Origin of the sequence: Pseudovibrio sp. Tun.PSC04-5.I4 (assembly GCF_900104145.1) — a bacterium.
Taxonomy (GTDB): domain Bacteria; phylum Pseudomonadota; class Alphaproteobacteria; order Rhizobiales; family Stappiaceae; genus Pseudovibrio.
This window is the reverse complement of record NZ_FNLB01000006.1, coordinates 4,084,727-4,105,242: the sequence shown is the minus strand read 5'-3', so window position 1 is coordinate 4,105,242 and position 20,516 is coordinate 4,084,727. Positions and strand designations below refer to the sequence as shown.

Sequence of the window (20,516 nt, the reverse complement as noted above, 5' to 3'; positions counted from 1 at the left end):
TCTCACACCAACCAGAACTCTTGGGAGCCTCAGCTCCGCCGCATATTTAAATTCTTGGAAATAAGTCTTACTTGCTCAGCGGCCTCTGCTGAGCGTGCGCACCTCTTTAAGGAAACCGGAAAGAGATGTCACCTTGAATTTCACAGGTAATATTATCTAGGCGCCTCTTTTAATAGGCATTTGCGGTTATCAATAAGCGCAGCAAAACATGTCCTTATAAGAAGGCCGCTCGAATCCTCTCAACAAAAACATCAATCTCATGAGAGTTTAAAGGATCAAGGCGAGGCCAGCCCCCTAATTGTCCACGAAAGAACGTGCACTGCCTTTTGGCATAACGGCGCGTTTCAGTCTTGGATCTTTCAATCGCCCACTCAAGACTCGTCTTACCCAACTCCGCTTCTGCAAGCAGCTTCACACCGATGGCCTTCATGACCTGTAAGTTTGGATCCATCCCCCTGGCCCAAAGACTACTCGCTTCTTCCACGGCTCCCTGATCCATCATCATGTCAAACCGTTGCTGAATTCGGTCGTGGAGGACTTTCCGGTCGGGCTCAAGAACCACCTGCAGCGCTTCACCAGCGCTGATTATCGGTGTGCTTTTTTCAGTTTGCCAATGAGCCAGCGATTGCCCTGTCCCATCAATCACTTCAAGCGCACGCACAATGCGCTGTGTGTCAGCCGGCTCTAGTCGGTCAGCCATCACAGAGTCACGCTCACGAAGCGCCTCATGCAAGGTTTCGGTAGGATTATGAAGAGAAAACTCCCGCCAGGAGCGACGAACATCCTCTGGAATATCCGGCAACAGCGAAATCCCTTCCAAAGCTGCTTTGAAATAAAGACCTGTCCCACCGACGACGACAAGTGGACGTCCTTCATTTTTGGCAGAATTGAATATTTCCGCGAAGTCCTCCAGCCATGTCATCACGCTGTAAGGACGCTCACTTTCAATGCAACCAAACAATAAATGAGGGGCTTGCGATTCTTCTTCGAGACTCGGCCGGGCACTCAAAATTCGCAGGTCACGATAAATCTGCATGGAATCTGCGTTCACAACAGACGCATTCAGCTCTTTTGCCAGCCTTAACGAAAGAGCTGTCTTGCCGCTTGCCGTCGGTCCGGCTATCAACACCGCAACAGGTTTTTTCTGAAATCCACCCACTTGCATAGTTCGAGAGCTGCTTATGTCGTTCGTTGTCACGCTCATTTCCAATCCAGCCAAACCCGCTGTCACTCAAGACCTTATTGCAAAGGTCAGCGCCCTTCTGCCTAGCACGCCCGAGATTAAAACTCTCAATCCGGGCATTGCAGTGGATCTGCTTATCGAAGACCACATAGAAGCGGAAGAACTGACGGGCACTATTCGCACAAGCCTTGCAGATGCGCCAGTTGATGTTTTCACTCAACCCCAGCTAGGACGCAAAAAATCACTCCTGATCGCAGACATGGACTCCACCATGATCCAGCAGGAGTGCATTGACGAACTGGCTGCCGAATTGGGCCTCAAAGAGAAGATCTCCCACATCACTGAACGTGCCATGCGCGGTGAGATGGAATTTGAGCCAGCTCTGAAAGAGCGCGTCGCCCTGCTAAAGGGGCTAGACACGTCCGTCATCGGAAAAACCATCAAAACCCGGATCACTCTTACACCCGGCGGAACGGCTCTTGTCAGGACAATGAAGGCAAATGGTGGCTACGCAGCACTGGTCTCGGGTGGGTTTACATCCTTCACCCAAAAGATCGCTGAAATTCTTGGGTTTGATGAGAACCGCGCCAACACACTGCTTGAAGAAGATGGCAAACTTTCCGGCGAAGTCGGAATGCCAATCCTCGGCAAACAAGCAAAGCTAGATCGTCTCACAGAGATCACCGAGGAAAAAAGCATCACAATGCGTGATGTGCTCGCTGTTGGCGATGGCGCGAATGATCTGGCAATGATCTGCGCTGCCGGCCTTGGCGTCGCCTTCCACGCAAAGCCGAAAGTCGCGGCTGAAGCCCGCGCTAAGATTGATCACGGCGACTTAACCGCCCTGCTCTATTTGCAAGGCTATAAAATCGAAGAATTCGCTTAAGACACCTGCCCCTTAGCGTAGAATAGAAAAAGCCACTCCCAAATCTGGAAGCGGCTTTTTTGTTCAGCTCAGTAAAGGCTAGTCTTTGATACGGACAGCCACAAAGCGAAGTTCACCGGCACCGTTGGAAAGCAACAACAACGCAGAACGACGCTTGTCGTCTTTCAGCATCTTCACCATGGCGGCAACGTCCTTAGGAACAGCCACAGGCTCCTGCGCGACTTCCACGATAACATCCCCAGCACGAACACGCTTGTCCTCGGCAGAACTTCCTTCTGCGACACGCGTAATCACCACACCTTCAATTTCATCGGAAAGTGCAAACCGTTCCCGCAAAGCTTCATCAATTTTTTCTAAGGACAATCCAAGAACAACAGTCTCATCAAGTTTATCCTGAGGACTTTCCTGCTGATCTTCAACCTTCTCAACTTCAGCAACTTCATCGAGACGGCCCAGAGTAACTTCGATTTTCACAGTCTCACCACGACGCAACAAGGTCACAGGAACGGTGCTCCCAATCGTCGTTGTCGCAACCATACGAGGCAGGTCGCGCATTTCTGGCACATCGCGTCCATCGAATGTCAAAACAACATCACCGGGCATAATACCGGCTTCCTGTGCAGGTCCACCCTCGGAGACACCGGCAATTAATGCACCGCGGGCACTATCCATGCCAAGACCTTCTGCGATCTCATCGTTCACATGCTGAATACGAACACCAAGCCAACCACGGCGGGTCTCACCAAACTCACGCAGCTGCGCAATCACACGGGTCGCCGTCTCTGCAGGAATAGCAAAGCCGATACCGATAGACCCACCAGACGGTGAGAAAATTACGGTGTTGATGCCAATAACCTCGCCATCCATATTGAACAGCGGGCCACCAGAGTTACCCCGGTTGATTGCCGCATCTGTTTGAATGAAGTTGTCATAAGGACCAGAGTTGATGTCACGGTTGCGAGCAGAAACAATACCCGCCGTCACCGTTCCGCCCAGACCAAACGGGTTACCAATCGCCATAACCCAGTCACCAACACGCAGCACTTCCGAGCTACCAAACTTAACGGAATCCAGCGTGGATGTTGGCTCGACTTGTAAAACAGCAAGATCGGTTTTCTCATCAGACCCAAGCAGTTTTGCTGAAAGCTTGGTCCCGTCATTGAAGTTGACAGTAATCTCGTCAGCATCCTCAATCACGTGATTATTGGTGATAATGATGCCGTTTTCGCCGTCAATAACAAACCCGGACCCCAGAGACTGGACCCGTTGCGGGCTGTCACCTTCAGGCTCTTGCCCGTTGAAAAACTCTTCAAAAAACTCCTGAAACGGAGAACCCTCTGGAACATCGGGAAGCTGAAGTGATCTCTTGGCCTTAACGCGCTGCGCAGTGGAGATATTGACCACAGCATCCGCCAGCTCCTCAGTGAGGTCAGCTAGGGATTCAGGCCCCCGTGCCACCGCGCTCTCAAAGCTACCTGCTACAGCCACGACGCCAAGAACGCCTGCAAATACAATAGACTTAATAGATCTTCCCAGCTCAAGGCGGGAGAAAACACCGGCCATAAGCCATCTCCTCAGATTATAAGGTGGGCATAGACGTGCCACCAGAACTCATAGTGGAAACAAATATGCCCGCGCTTGGTTAATAAAGCGCGGGCAAAACTAACATTTATTTTTTCGCAGCGTCAGGCTGATTTCTCGTAGTTGTATCATTGGAAAATATGCGTTTACCCACTGATGGAACGCACCAACCATACAATCAACACACCCAACGCGATGGCTGCAACACCACCAATCCGGAGGGATTGCTCAGGAATATCCTGAGCTTTCCGCATGAATTCCTTCAAATGACCTGGGGCAAGAGCATAAACAACTCCCTCAACAACGAGGACAAGCCCCAGAGCCACGACAAAATCATTCATTACTGCCCGGCACCAGCCGCTGAAACATTCCCTTTGCCACTTGGATCGTTGAAGTAGCGGAAGAAGTCTGAGTCGGGAGAAAGAACCAGCGATGTGTTCCCATCTCCCAGAGCTCTGGTGTAAGCCTGCATTGACCGGTAGAACTGGAAGAACGACGGGTCTTCGCCATAAGCTTTCGCAAAGATCTGGTTGGCACCAGCATCGCCATCACCACGAATGATGTCGGCATCACGCTGAGCTTCAGCAACAAGCACAGTTGCATCACGATCCGCACGAGATTTGATGCGGCGAGACTGCTCTTCACCCTGCGCGCGGATTTCAGTCGCTTCACGCTGACGTTCAGTCTGCATACGACGGAAAATCGCCTGAGAGTTGGCTTCAGGCAAATCTGCACGACGGATCTTCACATCGATCACATCAATACCGATTGCAGCAGCGCTCTTGTCCACATCCTGACGGATTGTTTCCATCAGGGCAGAACGTTCGTCACGCACAACCTGTGTAAAGGTTGCTTTAGCCAATTCAGAACGCAAGGAAGATTGCAGGAACGTAGCAAGACGGCGTGAGCCTTCGTTTACGTTGTTCACAGACTGGTAGAACCGCACTGGATTGGTGATGCGGTAACGAGCGAACGCATCAACTTTCAGACGCTTTTTATCAGCAACAATCGCTTCCAGAGGAGGCATATTGAGATCCAGAATACGCTTATCCAGAACAATGACGTTCTGCCAAGGCATTTTAAATTTCAAACCCGGCTCAGTTTCCTGCGCTTTAACTTCACCAAACTGCAGAACAATTGCCTGCTCGGTTGGGGTTAGAATGTAAACCGACCAGTAAAGAACCAGGGCGACTGCGGCTATAACAATGCCAAGAAGACCGCTTTTCATTAGTTATTTCCTCCAGCACGCTTATTCAGCTGGTCAAGCGGCAGATAAGGCACAACACCACTTTGCTGACCGTTTCCATCGATGATGATTTTTGGATTCTTACTCAAGACAGTTTCCATAGTCTCAAGATAGAGGCGCTGGCGAATAATCTCAGGAGCCTTCGCGTATTCCTCATAGATTTTGGTAAAGCGCTGTGCCTGACCATTTGCATTTGCAACGGTCTTGTCACGGTACGCTTGAGCGGCTTCAGAAACGCGAGCCGCATTACCACGAGCTTCAGGAACGATTTTGTTGGCGTAAGCCTGTGCTTCGTTCTGAATACGTTCTTGGTCAGCACGAGCTGCCTGAACATCACGGAATGCTTCAATAACCTGCGCAGGAGGATCAACCTTCTGCATCTGGACCTGAGTGACCTCGATACCAGCCTTGTAGTTATTAAGCGTTTCCTGCATCAGTTTTTGCACTGCAATCTGAATTGGAGCCCGGTTTTCAGTCAGAATTGAATCAATACGAGAGCTACCAACAACTTCACGCATCGCACTCTCAGCAACTGCTTTCACAGTGCCAGCAGGGTTCTGAACGTTGAAGAGGAATTCCTGAACACCAGTCGGAGTGTTCTGAATACGCCACTGTACCTTGAAGTCAACGTCAACGATATTTTCATCGCCTGTCAGCATCAAGCTTTCTTCTGGAACATCACGCTGGTTGACAGTGCTTCCACGAACAAACTCTTCCATACCGACGGTCAATTCGCGAACGCGCAGTACTTCTGGTGTGTAAACGTCACCAACTGGGTAGGGCCAGTTGTAATTCAGGCCCGGATCGGTTCGACCAACAACCTTACCAAAGATCATCTCTACGCCGACTTCACTTGGTTCGACGCGGTAAATGCCGGTTGCGAGCCAAATCACAACAGCAACAAGAATAGCAAACAAGATACCCTTGAAGCCCAGACCACCGCCATCACCAGGCAGAACTGTCTTCAGGTGATCCTGACCACGTTTGAGGATTTCCTCGAAATCCGGAGGACTGCCGCCGCCGTTACCGCCGCCGCGCTGTGGGCCATTGCCGCCACCCCAAGGGCCACCACCGCCCTTGTTGCCGCCGGAGTTCCCCCAAGGGCCGCCGTTATTGCCGCCACCTCCGCTTTGATTGCTCCAAGGCATAGAGTGATCCCTTTGTTTGGTATGATGCCGGACACGCCGACAAATAAATGAGAGTTGGACTAAGCCAACTATTACTTGATTAGGGTTATAAGCGAGTTACCAACGCCTTTCAACGAAAGCACATGAGCCAATAGGCAGCACTTACAGAAAAAAGCCGATAACCCCACAAAACTGACTATTATTGAGGAAGATAAGCTCTATTTCCCCTCTTTCAACTGGTACTGTAAGCAATACCCACAAATCTGACTTGCAAAAATTTGAGGTACATGTCTCAAAATTCCTTTGTTTTTGCTCAACAGTTTCTTAATCCGCCCGAAACACAGCAATAATCTGTAAACTGAATGTGTCTCAGCTTTCTGGCGCTTGCCGCAAACGCATATCAACATGCGGAATTCCATCTTCCGGATAGATTTCAGAAATTGCAGAAAAATTACACTGGCTATAGAAGTCCTGCAAATACGCTTGGGCTTGCAGCTCTACACGCGCATCTGAGTTGGTTGCAGTACAATAAGACAAGGCAGCGTCCATCAATTGACGCGCGATCCCTTGCCCACGCACAGCTTTTGAGACCACCACACGTCCAATTTTATAGACATCACCCTCTTCATATTTCATGAAAATTCGGAGTGCACCCAAAAGCGCACCGGTGCCACTCAGCAGCAGAATATGCTTCGCTACCGGATCTAACCCATCCACATCGGGGTAGGCGCATTCCTGCTCGACGATGAATACTTCGCAACGAAGTTTCAGCAGAGCATAAAGCTGCTCAACGCTAAACTCGTTAAAATCTCTCAGTTCAAGAACCTTGGACATTCCACCCCAAACACCAAAAACGCAGGCGAGGTCATTCATGAAAACCACACCCCAAAGCTTCCTCTAATGTTGTTAGCCTTGCAGCAATTTGCAAGGTGAAAATGCCGATGAAAAACTATTATCGGCAAAAATCACAAGCTCAATCAAGCGGAAAGACCTGCTCCAGTTCTCACCTTAACCTTCTCTTAACAAACCAGAGTGGGGAATAAGATGAGGGCAATCAAGCCAAGACAGCTCATGAGCAGTCTGCATCGCAGGTTTTTGTCGTCCTCCCTGCATAGATCAGATTGGGGCGAGCACACTGTCCCACATTGGTTTCACAGGGAAGTTGCAGACCTTCACAGGCAGAAGAGAACAAGACAAGCAAACCTCATAGGCAACCTTCCAACGCCCTGCGCCCAAGCATTGCAATCCCACGGCATCTGGCTCAAACACAACGTTTTGCCTCTGGAATTCTTCCGTCGGCTAAAATTTGAAGCCTTTGACCATTTCGTAGGTCAAAGAGACCGGAACAAAAACCTGCTGGCCAACTGGCATAAATCCCAAAGCTTCACGCTTCCGTTGAGCTACACCAACCTATTGCGCCAACCCTTCCTGCAATCTGCAATCACAGATGATTTTATCCCGCATCCACTTCAATATGCGGCAGGAAGAAAAGCAAAACCGACATACCATCTGGAGGCTATGGCTCAATGCGCACCCGCCTTTAACTTTGGCAGTGAAAACCTCGGCGCAGCTCCCTTTGCCATTGAACATAACGCCAGAGCCCCCAAAGCAACGGCCTTGCTCTTTTTGGAAAAAATAACGCCAGAAGATGGAGCCCTATTTTACGTGCCCGGCTCCCATCACATGTCACATCAACGCATTGAGTGGGAATACCAAAAACAATTGGAAGAAGACGAGAGGGAGTATCAAGAGGAAGGCGCATCAACACGTCTGACAGACTTGCAAGAGCTGGACCTGCCGCCCTTACTGCCTCTTCGAGTAGAGGCAAACACACTTCTCATCTGGGATGAAACTGGTTTCCATGGCAGGTTGCCAAGCACCAACATCGCGCAAAATGCACATACGACACCGCGTTTGGCGTTGCGAGCAGAAATATCCACAAAGGCCTCTGCCCGCTTTAATTAGCCCAAAAAACCTAGTCTCAGCCTAAACGCTTATAGATCTCAAGCGAGGTATCAGCGGTATCTTTCTCACCACGATCAAACGGCGTGCGTTCCGCTAGTTCCCATTCACTCTCATGAATCTCGGGGAATTTGGTATCCCCTTCCGGAGCCGCGTGAACGCGGGTGATGTAAAGCGTGGACGCACTTGGCATAGCTTCAGCATAAATCTGGCCGCCACCAACAATCATGATTTCATCAACACCATCGGTTTCAGCGACATGTTCAGCGAATGTCAGAGCGTCTTTAAGACTGCCAACAACCTCAGCCCCGTCATGGGCATAGGTTCGATCTCGTGTAATGACGATGTTGGTTCTGTTCGGAAGGGGCTTACCCAGGCTGTTACAAATGGACTCAAACGTCCGCCGCCCCATAATCACTGGTTTGCCAGTTGTGGTTTTGCGAAAGAACTTGAGATCCGTCGAAATAGACCACGGCATATCGTTTTTGGCGCCAATGACACCATTTTCAGCGACTGCGGAAATCATCGAAACACGTTTCATCGGAACCTCAATATTATTTGCAAAGAACCTGCCAGTCCTCACTCACAAAATGATCGCAAACCCTCAGGTCACGCTCAAGCTAACACGACCAGTTTAATGTCATGGCCGCACATTCCAACTTAGCATCTTCGGCTGACCATCCTCTGTAACATCGAACACACCATAGGCAGCGGTCTTCAACTTCAGGTCGGCGTTGGCACTCCCATCTTTTAAAGCTTTTAACGCGAAACGGGCAATTCCATTGCTGGTGACAACTAAAAGCGTCTTGTTTGGATATTTTTTCGGCGCAGAAGCAAAAAACTCCTGCCACCGCCCAATCACAGCTGGTGGGTCCACATACCATCCGTTTGGAGGGATACCCTCCTCTTCCCAAGCCTTTAGAGCATCCTCGCCAATCCGCGCGCGAACCTCGTCTTCCGGCTTGTTTTCATCTGGACCGTAATCAATCTCAACAAGAAATGGCAGAACTTTAAGGTCCACCTCTTCCACCTGAGTTTTCAATGCAATCTGAGCGGTCTGCTTGGTTCGCTGCAAAGGAGAGCAAAACGCCATATCAAAACCCACGGCAAGCTCTGCAAAATGCTCCGAGAGTTTTTCAGCTTGATCCAAACCCGAAACGCTCAGCGGCAAGTCTGTGCGGCCACCAACACGTGTAACCACATCGCCTTTATCAAAAGTATTCCCATGGCGAAGAATATAAATACGTGTCACAGGCCAGTCTCCAGATGGTCAAACGGATCGCCAAACTTTGCAATCAACTGGGCAGCAAGCTCAGCATCAGCCGGCGTATCAACACCAGACATGGACAATTTAGGGGGCGCAACCTCTTCTGCGTGAACAACCATCCCGTTTTCAAGGAACCGAAGCTGCTCCAAACCTTCCAGCTGCTCGTAATAGCCAAGGCCAATCTCTGTGAACTCTTCCAGTGCATCAATGCGGTATCCATAAAGACCGATATGCCTGAATACGGGTGATAGAGCATCTGTTTCGCGAAGCTTTTCTTCCTTGCGGATAGCAGGAAGAATATTCTTGGAAAACCATAGGGCCGTACCATCATCCCGTCGAACGCACGTCGTACCGGAAAACGGATGTTCTTTTTTATGTGCACGAAGCGTGTCCAGCCCGTCCCAGTCGAGACGAACAACTGGTGTAAAAACATCAGCTCCCGGACGAACTTCAGCAGCTCTAATTAATGCTGCCACATGCTCTGGCGGTGTAAATGGAGCATCACCTTGCAGATTGAGCACAAACTCAGGATGACTGCCAAAAGCTTTTGCAGCAGCAAGCGCACGGTCCGTGCCAGATGAATGCCCCGGATCGGTCATCACAAAAGGCGCGCCAATATGGCGGCAAAGCTCAGCAACCTCTTCGTGGTCGACGGCAACAACAAAGTCAGAGCCGGTTTGCTTGGCAGCAACACGAGCGACCTGAACAACACGCTCCAACAAACTGCGCCCGCTAATAGGATGCAGAGGTTTACGCGGGAACCGAGTAGAACCGATACGCGCAGGCACACAAATAAGCGCTCGCATGGGAACTCCTTTTAGTCATGTGAGGTCAACTAAATTGCAACCACACCTTTAATATGGGGATGCGGATCATAACCTTCCAATGAAAAATCTTCGAAACGGAAGGAAAAAATGTCTTTCACATCTGGATTGATGCACAGTTTCGGCAGGGCGCGCAACTCTCGAGAAAGCTGTAATTCTGTCTGTTCCATGTGGTTGGAATACAAATGGGCATCACCAAGCGTATGCACAAAGTCACCAGGTTCCAGATCGCAGACCTGCGCAACCATCATGGTCAGCAGCGCATAGGACGCAATGTTAAACGGCACACCAAGAAACACATCCGCAGACCTCTGGTAGAGCTGACAGGAAAGTTTGCCATTAGCCACGTAGAACTGGAATAGCGAATGACACGGCGGTAAGGCCATCTCATCAACCAGAGCAGGATTCCAGGCAGAGACAATCAGGCGGCGGCTATCTGGATTGGTTTTGATCTGATGGATTACATTAGCAATCTGGTCGATTGACCCACCATCAGGCTTCGGCCAGGAGCGCCACTGATACCCGTATACAGGGCCCAGGTCGCCATTCTCATCAGCCCATTCATCCCAGATCCGAACACCATTATCCTTCAGATATATAATGTTGGTATCCCCGGTAAGAAACCAGAGAAGTTCGTGAATGATTGATTTTAGATGTAATTTCTTTGTCGTAACAACAGGGAAGCCCTGCTCCAGATCAAATCGCATTTGATGACCAAACACAGATTTGGTGCCAGTACCGGTCCGGTCTTCCTTGACCACACCTTCATCCATGATACGGCGCATCAGCTCCACATATTGCTGCACGAAGGACCATCTCCTGTAATACGATTCGAATGCGCTCAGTATAGACAAACTCAGGGATTATGCCTCTGCGCGCTCATGCTCAGGAGGTCTTACCCCAAGCGTCTGCCAATAAAAAGGTCTGCGGATTCCATTATGGCCAACAATGCACTGCACAAATCGCGTCAAATATGCTGATTACAATTCTCTAATAGCGAACTTGTACAAGGTGCCCGGTGAATATGACGTTTTGTCAACAGGTTCTCCTAGCTTTACGATGAACACTGATAGTTTTTGCCCTTCCATTTAGGAAAGCCTGCACCTATATTCCCCGTGCCAGTTCGCTGGCTACGGCAATAAATTGTGAACGCAATAAACCATTCGGACCCGGGGGCGGTACCCGGCGCCTCCACCCAAGACCGTTGTACTCCAGCGGTCTTCGGGGGGGCGAAATAGGATCGACGAGGGTGTAAAGGTTTTACTTTTGCTCGGCATGGTACCACCGATATCGGGCCAAAATGATAGTTGCAAATGACAACTACGCTATGGACAACGCTGTAGCTGCGTAATGCAGTTCCGGTAGTCCGCTAAGTCCTGTTGGGTAGCACCTTCGGGCGGGGTTCGGAGGCACCTGGCAACAGAAGCCTCCACTTTAGTATTTAAAAGGCGCCTTCCTTATTCTACACCGAATTAGGGTATAGAAATAAAAGATAGGCCTTTTTATTGCCTCTACGCTATAGTTATGCCGAATAAGAACGCAAAGGATGAGCGGTGCCGAACATGGCTGAAGATTTGATCCGCTATGACATCATCATTCAGGACGCGTTGAGAAACGCAGTTCGGAAGATATTGGTTGAGGTCAACCGGGCAGGACTTCCCGGTGAGCACCATTTTTATATAGCATTTGAAACCACGGCTCCTGGTGTCAAGATTTCAAATCGCTTGAAAGAGCGTTACCCGAAAGAAATGACAGTTGTTTTGCAGCACCAGTTCTGGGACCTGCAGATCACTGAGCATGCTTTCGAGGTTAGTTTGTCCTTTGGTGGAGTTCCTGAGCATCTTTATGTTCCGTTCTCTGCAATCAAAGGCTTCTTTGACCCGTCCGTGCAGTTCGCGCTTGAGTTCGAACCAGGTAAAACCGGCGAAGAACTACCTGCAGAATTCCGCATCGCAGAACGTGATTTGGAAGCTGTAGAAGAGTTTCAGACTCGTCTGGAAACCATCGAGAACAAAGAAGACGCACAAGCTGCCCCCGCTGCCCAAACCCCTGATACAGATTCTGACTCAGCTGAGGAAGAGATACAGGAAGGTGCGACAGAGCAGGATACGGAAAGCAAACCAAAAGACGATGTAGCAAGCGCGCAAGTCGTTTCTCTGGACGCATTCCGTAAAAAGAGCTGATCTCACAAGACAGGCAAGTACGGTCGGCTCATAAACAGTCATAAATGGATGATTGAAACATGAGTGCGACCGTCATAAGCCTCCGTCAGGCCCGCAAGCAAAAGGCCAGAGACAGCAAAGCCCAGTCCGCAGCGGAAAACCGGCGGAAGTTTGGGCGTACCAAACCCGAAAAATCTCGGGAAGAGGTGGAAGCTAGCCTTCAGACCAAGCGGTTTGAGGGCCACAAGCGAACTGCATCCCCCTCCTCTCAATCCAACGAAGATTGAGCCGGTTATGAGCCTCAAGAAGCGTTCCATCACCCTTCACGGTCACAGAACCAGCATCACACTTGAGCCGGAATTTTGGTCTGGTTTGGAAGAGATGGCAAAAAGCCTGAGCAAAAACATCACCGCAACCATCGCGGAGATAGATGATCAGCGAAATCCTGAGAATAACCTCTCAAGCTGTATCCGCGTCGCAATTTTAAAACATTATCAGAGCCATCAATCTGACACGACTGAGCTTGGCAGCCCTAATTGACTTGAAGCAGACGACCACCTGGAAGTTCAATAAACTTCGGTGTTCCGCGGACTTCACCGGTCAAATCGGGTAAGGGTGCACGCAAAACCTGATTATCATTCCCAACCTCAAGCGTACCAAGATTGCGCGGAGCACCTGATTGCTGGATTGGCCCTAACAAGTTCACTTCACCAGCAGAAACTGTCGTCTCATTCACCTTGCCAATAGTGATCGGCGTTTCCAATGCAGGCAAACTGGTTTTAGCTCGTGGCTTCGGCGGGTCTACAATCGAAACTGAGGGGCTATCGGGCTTTTTTGATGAGGCCCCTCCTTCAAGAATGGAGCGCATACGCTCTTCAAAATCCTGAACCGAAGTTTTGTTACCAATTGGAGAGGGAGAGGTTTGAGCAGGCGCTGGCGTCCTCTGTGTACTTGGTAACACAATAGGCTCCTTCACGGCACTCTCACCCACCAGCATGTCCAGCTCCCGCTGAGCTTTCTCCGCAATCCTTAACGCTTCCAGCTCTCTCGCTTTACGTGCTTTAACATCCACCTCTGCTTTTGCTTTGCGCGCCTTAGCATCGGCCTCAGCCTTTGCCTTTTGCACCTTCGCATCAGCCTCTGCTTTTGCCTTGGCAATTCGAGCCTGCGCTGCAGCAACAGCAGCTTCCGCTTGTCGTGCCTTAGCGTCTCCAGCTTCCTTCACTTTGCCGGCAGCTTCTGCTTCCCGCTTTTTCTTCAACTCATCCAGCATCTTCTCTTGCTTGGCAATCTTTGCCTGCTCTGTTTCAATGCGTTGAACATTCAACTCGATAGCACGCAGATTGAGGTAAGAGAGAAGCGGACCAGTATCCAACTTGCGAGTCGGACTTTCCAGCGCTCCAGAATACAAAATAGCCACTTGAGGCTCAGCGCCAGCAACCTTCTGCGCTTTATCGTGGGTCTTCATGGAAACGTCACCAGTCAGTTCCCATTTCTCCAGATCAATCAACGCAGACCCGAACAGCGTCGTACCAGCGGTATTAACGGAGATGTTTCGCGCTCGAACACGTCCACTTGCAATAGCCAGTGCCCCGTCGATGCGCTCATACTTCACAGAACCTGCGTCCAGATGGCTCGCAAACGTTTTTTGAATAGCAGCTTCATCCAGTTCCATACCCGCATCTGCGGCCTTGATAACAAGGCCAAACGCAGCAGGGTTCACCCGGCGAATTTCCCCATCAGTAACGTTGAATGTGCCGCCACCGGAGAGGCCGGAAATAAGGCCGGAAATAGTGCGGCCCGTTCCCTCAAACTCAGCAATTGCCTGCAACCGACCGGTCGCCAAGGCCCGCTCATCAGCGGTCCAGACCAGCTCTTCAAAGTCTGCATCATCCAAGCGGAACCGGCCAGAAAGCATTGCTTGCCCCTGATCACGCCGAAGATCAAATGCGCCGGAAAACTCTCCGCCAGCAAAGCGCCCCTTGCCCTTGTTGATGGCAACCAGATCAGAGCGCAACCGCAGCTCGCCGCTGGCCGCATCAAGGCGGAACCCATCGCTGAAGAGCACACGATCACTCTTCACATCAAGCGTCAGGTCAACACCCTCAGTCAGGCTCTGTCCCAAAGCTTGCGAGGACCAGACGGTATCATCTTGCAACACGCCAGCCCAAACATTCGAACCAAGCAGCAACTCACTGAGTGCGCGCATATCCAGCTCGGAAAGTTCAACCGACCCACCTGCTTTCAGGACGCCGCCTTTTTCAAGGGTGCCAGTCAATGACCCGCTAAGATCCATATTGGCCAGCTGGCCTTTCAAATCTTTAAGTTTGAACTCCCGTCCCCTGCCCTCAACATCAGTCGTCAGGTTCGCAACCAACGGACCGGAGTAAATCGGATACACTTTCCCAAAAGCGAGGCCATAGGCGGAGAGATCATCAGACTGAACAGAGACCTTGGCAGACCAAACAGGATCAGACCGCGCTGGAATACGCAGGGTCCCCTCTGATTGCACTTTCACACCAACTAGGTCACTGGAGAATCCAAAATCAAGCTCATCACGTGGGCTTCCGGAGACTGACAAACGAACTTCGCCCGGTTTAAGCTGAGTTATCGGAATAGCTGCAAACCCAAGCTGGCGCAGAACACGAACACCATCTTTGCCACCCAACGTTGCTTCCGCATAAAGGTTGCCTTCTGCGAAATCGTCAATGCGGCCTTCAAACGTGCCATTCAGATCAACATCACTCACACCAACCTCTCCAAACAGGTTGAGAGACATGTCAGTCCGGCCTTTTTCTGCATAGGCAGAAAGCTCAGCTTTCAAGTTGGCAGGCGCAAGATTAGGAGCTGCCAGTTTCAATCGCTCAACAAACGGGTGATCTGGTGCGTATTCTTCCAAAACAGCAACAGCGCCTGTCAACGATGAAGCTGTCAACGTGCCTTTGATGTTCCCTTGCGGTGTGGTGCTAAGGTCATCAATCCGGCCTTTCATATCAATGTAAGCGCCAGCAAAATCACGAATTTTCAGCTGCTCAATAGACAAGGTATCCTGACTTAAGCTCGCACTCACAGCCATGCTCTTGGCTTTCACACCGCTGGCCACCAGCTCATCAGCATAAAGCCGCAAGGACATATCAACCGCGCTCGGCTCGATCTTTCTGCCCGTAAAGGCTTCGACGTAGCGCTGAATTTCGTCAAGATTGACCCGATCACTGTCCATATCAATCGTGATCAACGGGCTTTGATCAAGCGGATGCTCCAGTGATATCAAACCAACACTGCGCACATCGCCAGCATCAATCCTCAAATCAGGAAGACGTAACGCGCCAGACCCAGCTTCAACTCGTCCTTTAAGAGCAATCGGAGCAAGCCGCTTCGAGCCGTCTTTCCGTTCACCCAGCCACCAATGCGCCAATTGATGCGGTTGGCGGGATGATATTTCCCAGTCACCCTGATATCCAGAGGACCCACGCAGATCCAAATAACCCTTTGTTTTAAATGCACTGCGACCCGGCATTTCACCGGAGAGTTCATTAATTTTCCAGCCCGTTCCGATAGATTCAAGCATCGCAGTCAAATTTGAGACCACAGACCCGCCAGCAACAACAACCGGAACACTCAGATCAATCTGGCCCTGAATATCCAGAAGCGGAAGAGAGCTCAAACCACCTGCAACCCTAGCCAAGACAGCATCTGAGGGGACCAACGGTTTTTGAGGTCCACCACCAAGCAAGCGATCCAGATCAACCTGCTTAAACTGCGCAACAGCTTGGAATTGAGGCTCTGGCCCGAACGCATAAACACCGCCGCCTTCAGCAGTGATCGGACGATCTTCAGAACCCAGACGCAGCGAGCTTTCGGTCAGCTCAAGCCGGTCACTGTTAAGATTGAATTTGCCTTTGCCAGCCCATTCCAGGTCATCAGAGCCTTCGCTGGTGACGGAGCGAACAGCTGCATCACCAAAGTAGGAAACCACACCGTTCTGGTGCGCAAGAAACCCATCAGTCGTGAACTGAGCTGCAACATTGGCTGGAGAAACCTGAGTTTTAACGCGGATCTGCCCAGTGCGTTCCAACCGGCCACTGCCAATTTTCAACGTATAAGGCACACCTTCATAGCGCATCGCACCTTCTGCTTTGAAAGGACCTTCCAGACCTCCCGCACTCAGTTCCAGATTGGCGTTATCAGCCCGGCGCACTTCACCGGTTCGGGCATCAGTAAGCACGATAGAGCCGTTTTCAACACTCACCTGCTCAAGCACAAGCGAGCTTGGGTCCATATCAGAAATAACGGAACGGCGGGTCGCGCTCTGCAGCACATCCAAACGCCCGTTTTCATCCAGAGAAAGGTTCAACTGAGGCTCTGTCAGCTTCATTTCTGTGACGTGAACTTCACCCCGGAACAAAGATGGCAAATCTATGCGACCTTCAAACCCCTTGATTGTCAGCAGTGGATCTTCCACCGCGCCAACCCGCAGGTCTGAAAGTTTCACATAGGGAGCAGGCAACAACTGGACATCAGTCTCACCAAGAATGGTAACCTGATGCCCCAAAACTTTCTCGCCATAGCTTTCAAACATCGACCGATAAGCTGACCAATCGATGACCAAGGGTCCAACCAGCGCAATCATCAGCGCCAATATCAATGTCCCACCGACGGTAATATAAACCGAATTCAACGTTAAGCTCCTTTACCCATTTCGAACACCTGCCTTGCCGAGCTGTCCAACCATGAGTTGCCTGCAAACACTTGTTTGTCTATGTGAATTACAGCAGGAATAGGTCGACAGCAACGGCATAAGGCAATGTTTCCGAACGGAACGAAGCCAGTGCGCGTTTATGGCACTTCTTTACTCCGTATCTATGGCGATAATCTTGCCGGGGTTCATGATATTGAGCGGGTCAAGACTACGCTTAATCGCTGCCATCACAGCAACTCCAGCACCATGCTCTTTCGGCAGATACTTCATCTTACCCTGCCCGACACCATGCTCGCCTGTACAGGTTCCACCCATCTCAATGGCCCGGTAATTGAGCCGTTCAACAAACGCTTCAGTCTGCGCAATTGCCTCTGGGTCATTGATGTCAGTCAGCACCAGAACGTGAAAGTTGCCATCACCAACATGACCAACTATCGGGCCAAGCAAACCATTTTCCGCGATATCATCGTGTGTAGCCGTCACACAGTCAGCCAGCCGCGAAATCGGCACGCACACATCAGTAGACAGGCCGGTCCGCTCTGGAGCCAAGCCACAGCCCGCCCAGTAAGCATCGTGACGCGCCGCCCACAACCGGTTCCGCTCTTCTGGGTCAGCCGTCCATTCAAAGTTCTTCAGCGAGTTTTCAGCAGCAATTTCCCCAAATCGCTCTGCCTGCTCGCGAACGCCTGCATCTGAACCGTGGAATTCCACAAGAAGCAAAGGTGATTCTGGCAGGGTAAGCTTGGAATAGGCATTCACTGATTTGACGGAAAGCGCATCCAGCAGCTCAATCCGCGCAACAGGAATACCATATTGAACCGCCTCAATAACCGTGTTGCAGCAATCTGCAATACTATCAAAGGAGGCAATTCCACCTGAAACGGCTTCAGGTATGCCGTTCAGCTTGAGCGTAATCTCGGTGATCACACCAAGCGTGCCCTCAGAACCGATCATCAACCGTGTCAGATCATATCCGGCTGAGGATTTCTTGGCGCGGCCACCGGTTTTAACAACAGTTCCATCTGGCATCACAACGGTCAGCCCCAGCACCACATCTTTCATGGTGCCATAAAGAACCGCATTGGTGCCAGAGGCCCGTGTTGCCGCCATTCCGCCGATAGAAGCGTCAGCACCCGGATCAATAGGGAAGAACAAACCAGTGTCGCGAAGATAGGCATTCAATTGCTTGCGCGTCACACCCGGTTGCACCACACAATCCAAATCTTCCGGGTGGACTGCAATAATCTCGTTCATTAGAGAAAGATCAAGTGAGATACCGCCGCCCGGCGCATTGAGGTGACCTTCCAACGAAGACCCTGTTCCAAATGGAATAATTGGCACCCGTAATGCAGCACAAATTTTGACAATCTCGGCAACTTCCTCAGTAGAATGCGCAAAGACAACAGCATCCGGCGGCTGGTTTGGCAGCCAGGACGTTGTATGTGCATGTTGCTCGCGCAGGCTCAGAGAAGTCTGACACCGCTCTCCAAATTGTTCGCTCAAAGAAGTAACCGCCGCGCGGATTCCCTCTTCATTGCGCGCCACCTCTAGCTGCATACTTGCCAAAGACATTGCCGACCTCCCTCTTATTCCACGTGCTCCTCCCACGGAACACAACCCTAAGTCTTTAATCCAAATTCAGATCTATGACTCTGTAATTTTTGGAATTATAATCATCTTGACGCGCACTACTATTAAACTTTTAACATGACCAAAGGTTACTTGCGGCACATACCCTTAAGTGTTTTTCAGTGCTTATGGAAAATAATGGGGCCTAATTTGATAATCAGAGGACATCAAGATTGGCGTTTCAGGAGGAATCTCTTAAAGACAGTGCTAATCATTCATTGTCTGAATCTCTTAATCTATTATGCCTAAACGAGCTAATGCGCTGAAAAATGCCATGCATATTGCCCTGAAGTGGGTTGAACCAAATATACGTCTGTTTTTGTCATCGCGACTTCCGCTGGTGTGGTTCCTTGCTATTCTCATCGGGGTCGCTGTGGGTGGATCGGCGATCCTGTTTCGTATTGGAATCGGGTTGGTGCAGTGGTCCTGGCTCGGAACAACGTCAGAGCGGATGATCAGCGCAGCAACCTCTCAACCCTGGTATGTGGTTGTTCTAGCGCCCGTGGTGGGCGGCGCAATTGTTGGGCTCCTGCTACAAACCATACAGAAGAAACAACGCGTAGGCGGTGTTGCAGACGTTATTGAGGCACGTGCACATGGTGGGACGGGGCTGCCGTTCTGGCCTAGTCTCAGCTCAGCACTCATCACCATCATTTCGCTCGGCAGCGGCGCCAGTGCCGGACGAGAAGGACCAATGGTCCATCTGGGTGCAACGCTTGGCACGTCGCTGTTTTCAAAACTAAACCTGCCAGACTCCACCATGCGCATTCTACTGGCTGCAGGTGTGGCAAGTGCGGTTTCTTCCAGCTTCAACGCACCAATCGCTGGTGTCCTGTTCGCACACGAGGTCATCCTCGGGCACTATGCAATGTCAGCGTTTGTGCCGATCGTGCTTTCCTCCGCAATGGGCACACTGGTCTCACGCCTCTATTTTGGGGATGTGGCAGCTTTCATCTTGCCTCACTATCAGATCAACACCTACTGGGAGTTCCCGGCGTTTGTTCTGCTGGGCATCATATGTGCTCTGGTTGCAGTCAGCTTTCAATTTGCACTGCTTGGCACGGACTGGATCGCACGAAACATCAAAATGCCGATCTGGCTGCGCCCTGTCATTGGCGGCGCGCTGGTCGGTTCAATCGCTGTGTTTTACCCAGAAGTGATCGGTGTGGGATATGAAGCAACTGACGGCGCGCTCAATTCGGAGCTTCCCCTCACGCTGATGCTGTCCTTGCTCGTGGCAAAAACAGTTGCAACAGCAATCACCCTCGCCTCCCGGTTTGGTGGGGGTATTTTCTCTCCCTCGCTTTATCTGGGAGCCATGACAGGCGGAGCATTCGGCCTGATAGTGGCAACCCACCTGCCAGAAATGGCGTCAAGCCACGGCCTCTATGCCATCCTTGGCATGGGTGCAGTGGCCTCAGCTGTGCTTGGCGCGCCCATCTCCACCACCATGATCGTGTTTGAACTCACTGGCGGTTACGAGCTTTCCATCGCCTTGCTGATTGCTGTGTCAATCTCCTCAGGCCTCAATCAGGCAATCCATGGGCGCTCCTACTTCCAATGGCAGTTGGAAATGCGCGGTGTCATGTTGCAGGACGGCGCCCACAAATGGCTGGTGCGCATCGTTCATGTGGAGGACTTTGCTGATCCTCCGCGCCCAGATACAGACCTAGCCTTTAATCCAGAGGCAGGTGAAGCTTCACTGGCACCGCTGGACACACTGGAAACCGCACTCAGAACGTTTGATGAGACTGGGAAATCCACCCTTCCGGTGATTGATGCGAAAAATCCAACCGTGATTATGGGATATGCAAGCTATGTGAAGGCCCTGCGTTACTTCAACTCCGCCCTCATTCAGGCGAATGTTGAGGAGCACCGTTAAGCAATGCTCAGATAATCTCCATTGACCCAATCGCAAAAAACAGCAATCTCGTTCAAGACATGAACGGC

General features: G+C 50.9%; 18 protein-coding genes and 1 other RNA gene. 7 read left to right on the top strand and 12 right to left on the bottom strand.

Features of this window, described 5'->3' with window-relative positions:
• Positions 1–214: 214 nt before the first annotated feature.
• Positions 215–1,204 (bottom strand): tRNA (adenosine(37)-N6)-dimethylallyltransferase MiaA, encoded by a 990-nt coding sequence (gene miaA, locus BLS62_RS24285; protein ID WP_244283614.1) that lies wholly within the window; start codon positions 1,202–1,204, stop codon positions 215–217.
• On the opposite strand from miaA, the gene serB reads away from it, so the two are divergent.
• A complete protein-coding gene (gene serB / locus BLS62_RS24280) occupies positions 1,182–2,069 on the top strand; it encodes a phosphoserine phosphatase SerB (RefSeq protein ID WP_093187317.1) in 888 nt (295 codons plus the stop codon). The two genes, miaA and serB, sit on opposite strands and share 23 nt — an antisense overlap.
• A gap of 78 nt (positions 2,070–2,147) precedes the next feature.
• Here the strand turns inward: serB and BLS62_RS24275 are convergent, their stop codons facing one another.
• The 5 genes from BLS62_RS24275 to BLS62_RS24255 form a co-directional block, all read right to left on the bottom strand.
• Positions 2,148–3,632 carry a Do family serine endopeptidase gene (locus tag BLS62_RS24275; protein ID WP_093187314.1) on the bottom strand — a complete coding sequence of 495 codons (1,485 nt, stop codon included), beginning with the start codon at positions 3,630–3,632 and terminating at the stop codon, positions 2,148–2,150.
• A gap of 164 nt (positions 3,633–3,796) precedes the next feature.
• Entirely contained in the window at positions 3,797–3,991 is a 195-nt protein-coding gene (locus tag BLS62_RS24270; RefSeq protein WP_093187311.1) for a DUF2065 family protein, read from the bottom strand.
• Positions 3,991–4,878, bottom strand: a complete 888-nt coding sequence (locus BLS62_RS24265) for a protease modulator HflC (protein WP_093187308.1) — start codon at positions 4,876–4,878, stop codon at positions 3,991–3,993. Before BLS62_RS24265 ends, BLS62_RS24270 begins: the two co-directional genes overlap by 1 nt.
• Positions 4,878–6,044, bottom strand: a complete 1,167-nt coding sequence (gene hflK, locus BLS62_RS24260; protein WP_093187305.1) for an FtsH protease activity modulator HflK — start codon at positions 6,042–6,044, stop codon at positions 4,878–4,880. Before hflK ends, BLS62_RS24265 begins: the two co-directional genes overlap by 1 nt.
• 348 nt (positions 6,045–6,392) lie before the next feature.
• Positions 6,393–6,896, bottom strand: coding sequence for a GNAT family N-acetyltransferase (locus tag BLS62_RS24255; protein WP_244283613.1), 504 nt, complete (start codon positions 6,894–6,896; stop codon positions 6,393–6,395).
• Positions 6,897–7,067: 171 nt separating this feature from the next.
• On the opposite strand from BLS62_RS24255, the gene BLS62_RS24250 reads away from it, so the two are divergent.
• Positions 7,068–7,988, top strand: a complete 921-nt coding sequence (locus BLS62_RS24250; RefSeq protein WP_093187302.1) for a phytanoyl-CoA dioxygenase family protein — start codon at positions 7,068–7,070, stop codon at positions 7,986–7,988.
• 16 nt (positions 7,989–8,004) lie between these two features.
• Here the strand turns inward: BLS62_RS24250 and BLS62_RS24245 are convergent, their stop codons facing one another.
• From BLS62_RS24245 to BLS62_RS24230, 4 genes are all read right to left on the bottom strand, one after another.
• Entirely contained in the window at positions 8,005–8,526 is a 522-nt protein-coding gene (locus tag BLS62_RS24245; protein ID WP_093187300.1) for a dihydrofolate reductase, read from the bottom strand.
• Between the two features lie 99 nt (positions 8,527–8,625).
• Positions 8,626–9,237 carry a histidine phosphatase family protein gene (locus tag BLS62_RS24240; protein ID WP_093187297.1) on the bottom strand — a complete coding sequence of 204 codons (612 nt, stop codon included), beginning with the start codon at positions 9,235–9,237 and terminating at the stop codon, positions 8,626–8,628.
• Entirely contained in the window at positions 9,234–10,058 is an 825-nt protein-coding gene (locus tag BLS62_RS24235) for a 3-deoxy-manno-octulosonate cytidylyltransferase family protein (RefSeq protein ID WP_093187294.1), read from the bottom strand. The genes BLS62_RS24240 and BLS62_RS24235 overlap by 4 nt, the downstream gene beginning before the upstream one ends.
• 29 nt (positions 10,059–10,087) lie before the next feature.
• On the bottom strand, positions 10,088–10,882 hold the full coding sequence (locus BLS62_RS24230; protein ID WP_093187293.1) for a thymidylate synthase: 795 nt from the start codon (positions 10,880–10,882) through the stop codon (positions 10,088–10,090).
• A 272-nt stretch (positions 10,883–11,154) separates the two neighbouring features.
• On the opposite strand from BLS62_RS24230, the gene ssrA reads away from it, so the two are divergent.
• The 4 genes from ssrA (at position 11,155) to BLS62_RS24210 (ending at position 12,778) form a co-directional block, all read left to right on the top strand.
• Positions 11,155–11,510: a transfer-messenger RNA gene (gene ssrA, locus BLS62_RS24225) on the top strand.
• Positions 11,511–11,638: 128 nt separating this feature from the next.
• On the top strand, positions 11,639–12,259 hold the full coding sequence (locus BLS62_RS24220) for an SspB family protein (RefSeq protein ID WP_093187290.1): 621 nt from the start codon (positions 11,639–11,641) through the stop codon (positions 12,257–12,259).
• Positions 12,260–12,318: 59 nt separating this feature from the next.
• A complete protein-coding gene (locus tag BLS62_RS24215) occupies positions 12,319–12,525 on the top strand; it encodes a DUF4169 family protein (RefSeq protein WP_093187287.1) in 207 nt (68 codons plus the stop codon).
• A gap of 7 nt (positions 12,526–12,532) precedes the next feature.
• Positions 12,533–12,778, top strand: coding sequence for a ribbon-helix-helix domain-containing protein (locus BLS62_RS24210; protein ID WP_093187284.1), 246 nt, complete (start codon positions 12,533–12,535; stop codon positions 12,776–12,778).
• Here the strand turns inward: BLS62_RS24210 and BLS62_RS24205 are convergent.
• Positions 12,771–16,916 carry an AsmA family protein gene (locus BLS62_RS24205; protein ID WP_093187281.1) on the bottom strand — a complete coding sequence of 1,382 codons (4,146 nt, stop codon included), beginning with the start codon at positions 16,914–16,916 and terminating at the stop codon, positions 12,771–12,773. The two genes, BLS62_RS24210 and BLS62_RS24205, sit on opposite strands and share 8 nt — an antisense overlap.
• A gap of 171 nt (positions 16,917–17,087) precedes the next feature.
• Positions 17,088–18,509 carry an FAD-binding oxidoreductase gene (locus BLS62_RS24200; RefSeq protein ID WP_093187278.1) on the bottom strand — a complete coding sequence of 474 codons (1,422 nt, stop codon included), beginning with the start codon at positions 18,507–18,509 and terminating at the stop codon, positions 17,088–17,090.
• A gap of 331 nt (positions 18,510–18,840) precedes the next feature.
• Between BLS62_RS24200 and BLS62_RS24195 the strand changes: the two genes are divergently transcribed.
• Positions 18,841–20,448 (top strand): chloride channel protein, encoded by a 1,608-nt coding sequence (locus BLS62_RS24195; protein WP_244283612.1) that lies wholly within the window; start codon positions 18,841–18,843, stop codon positions 20,446–20,448.
• Positions 20,449–20,516: the final 68 nt, after the last annotated feature.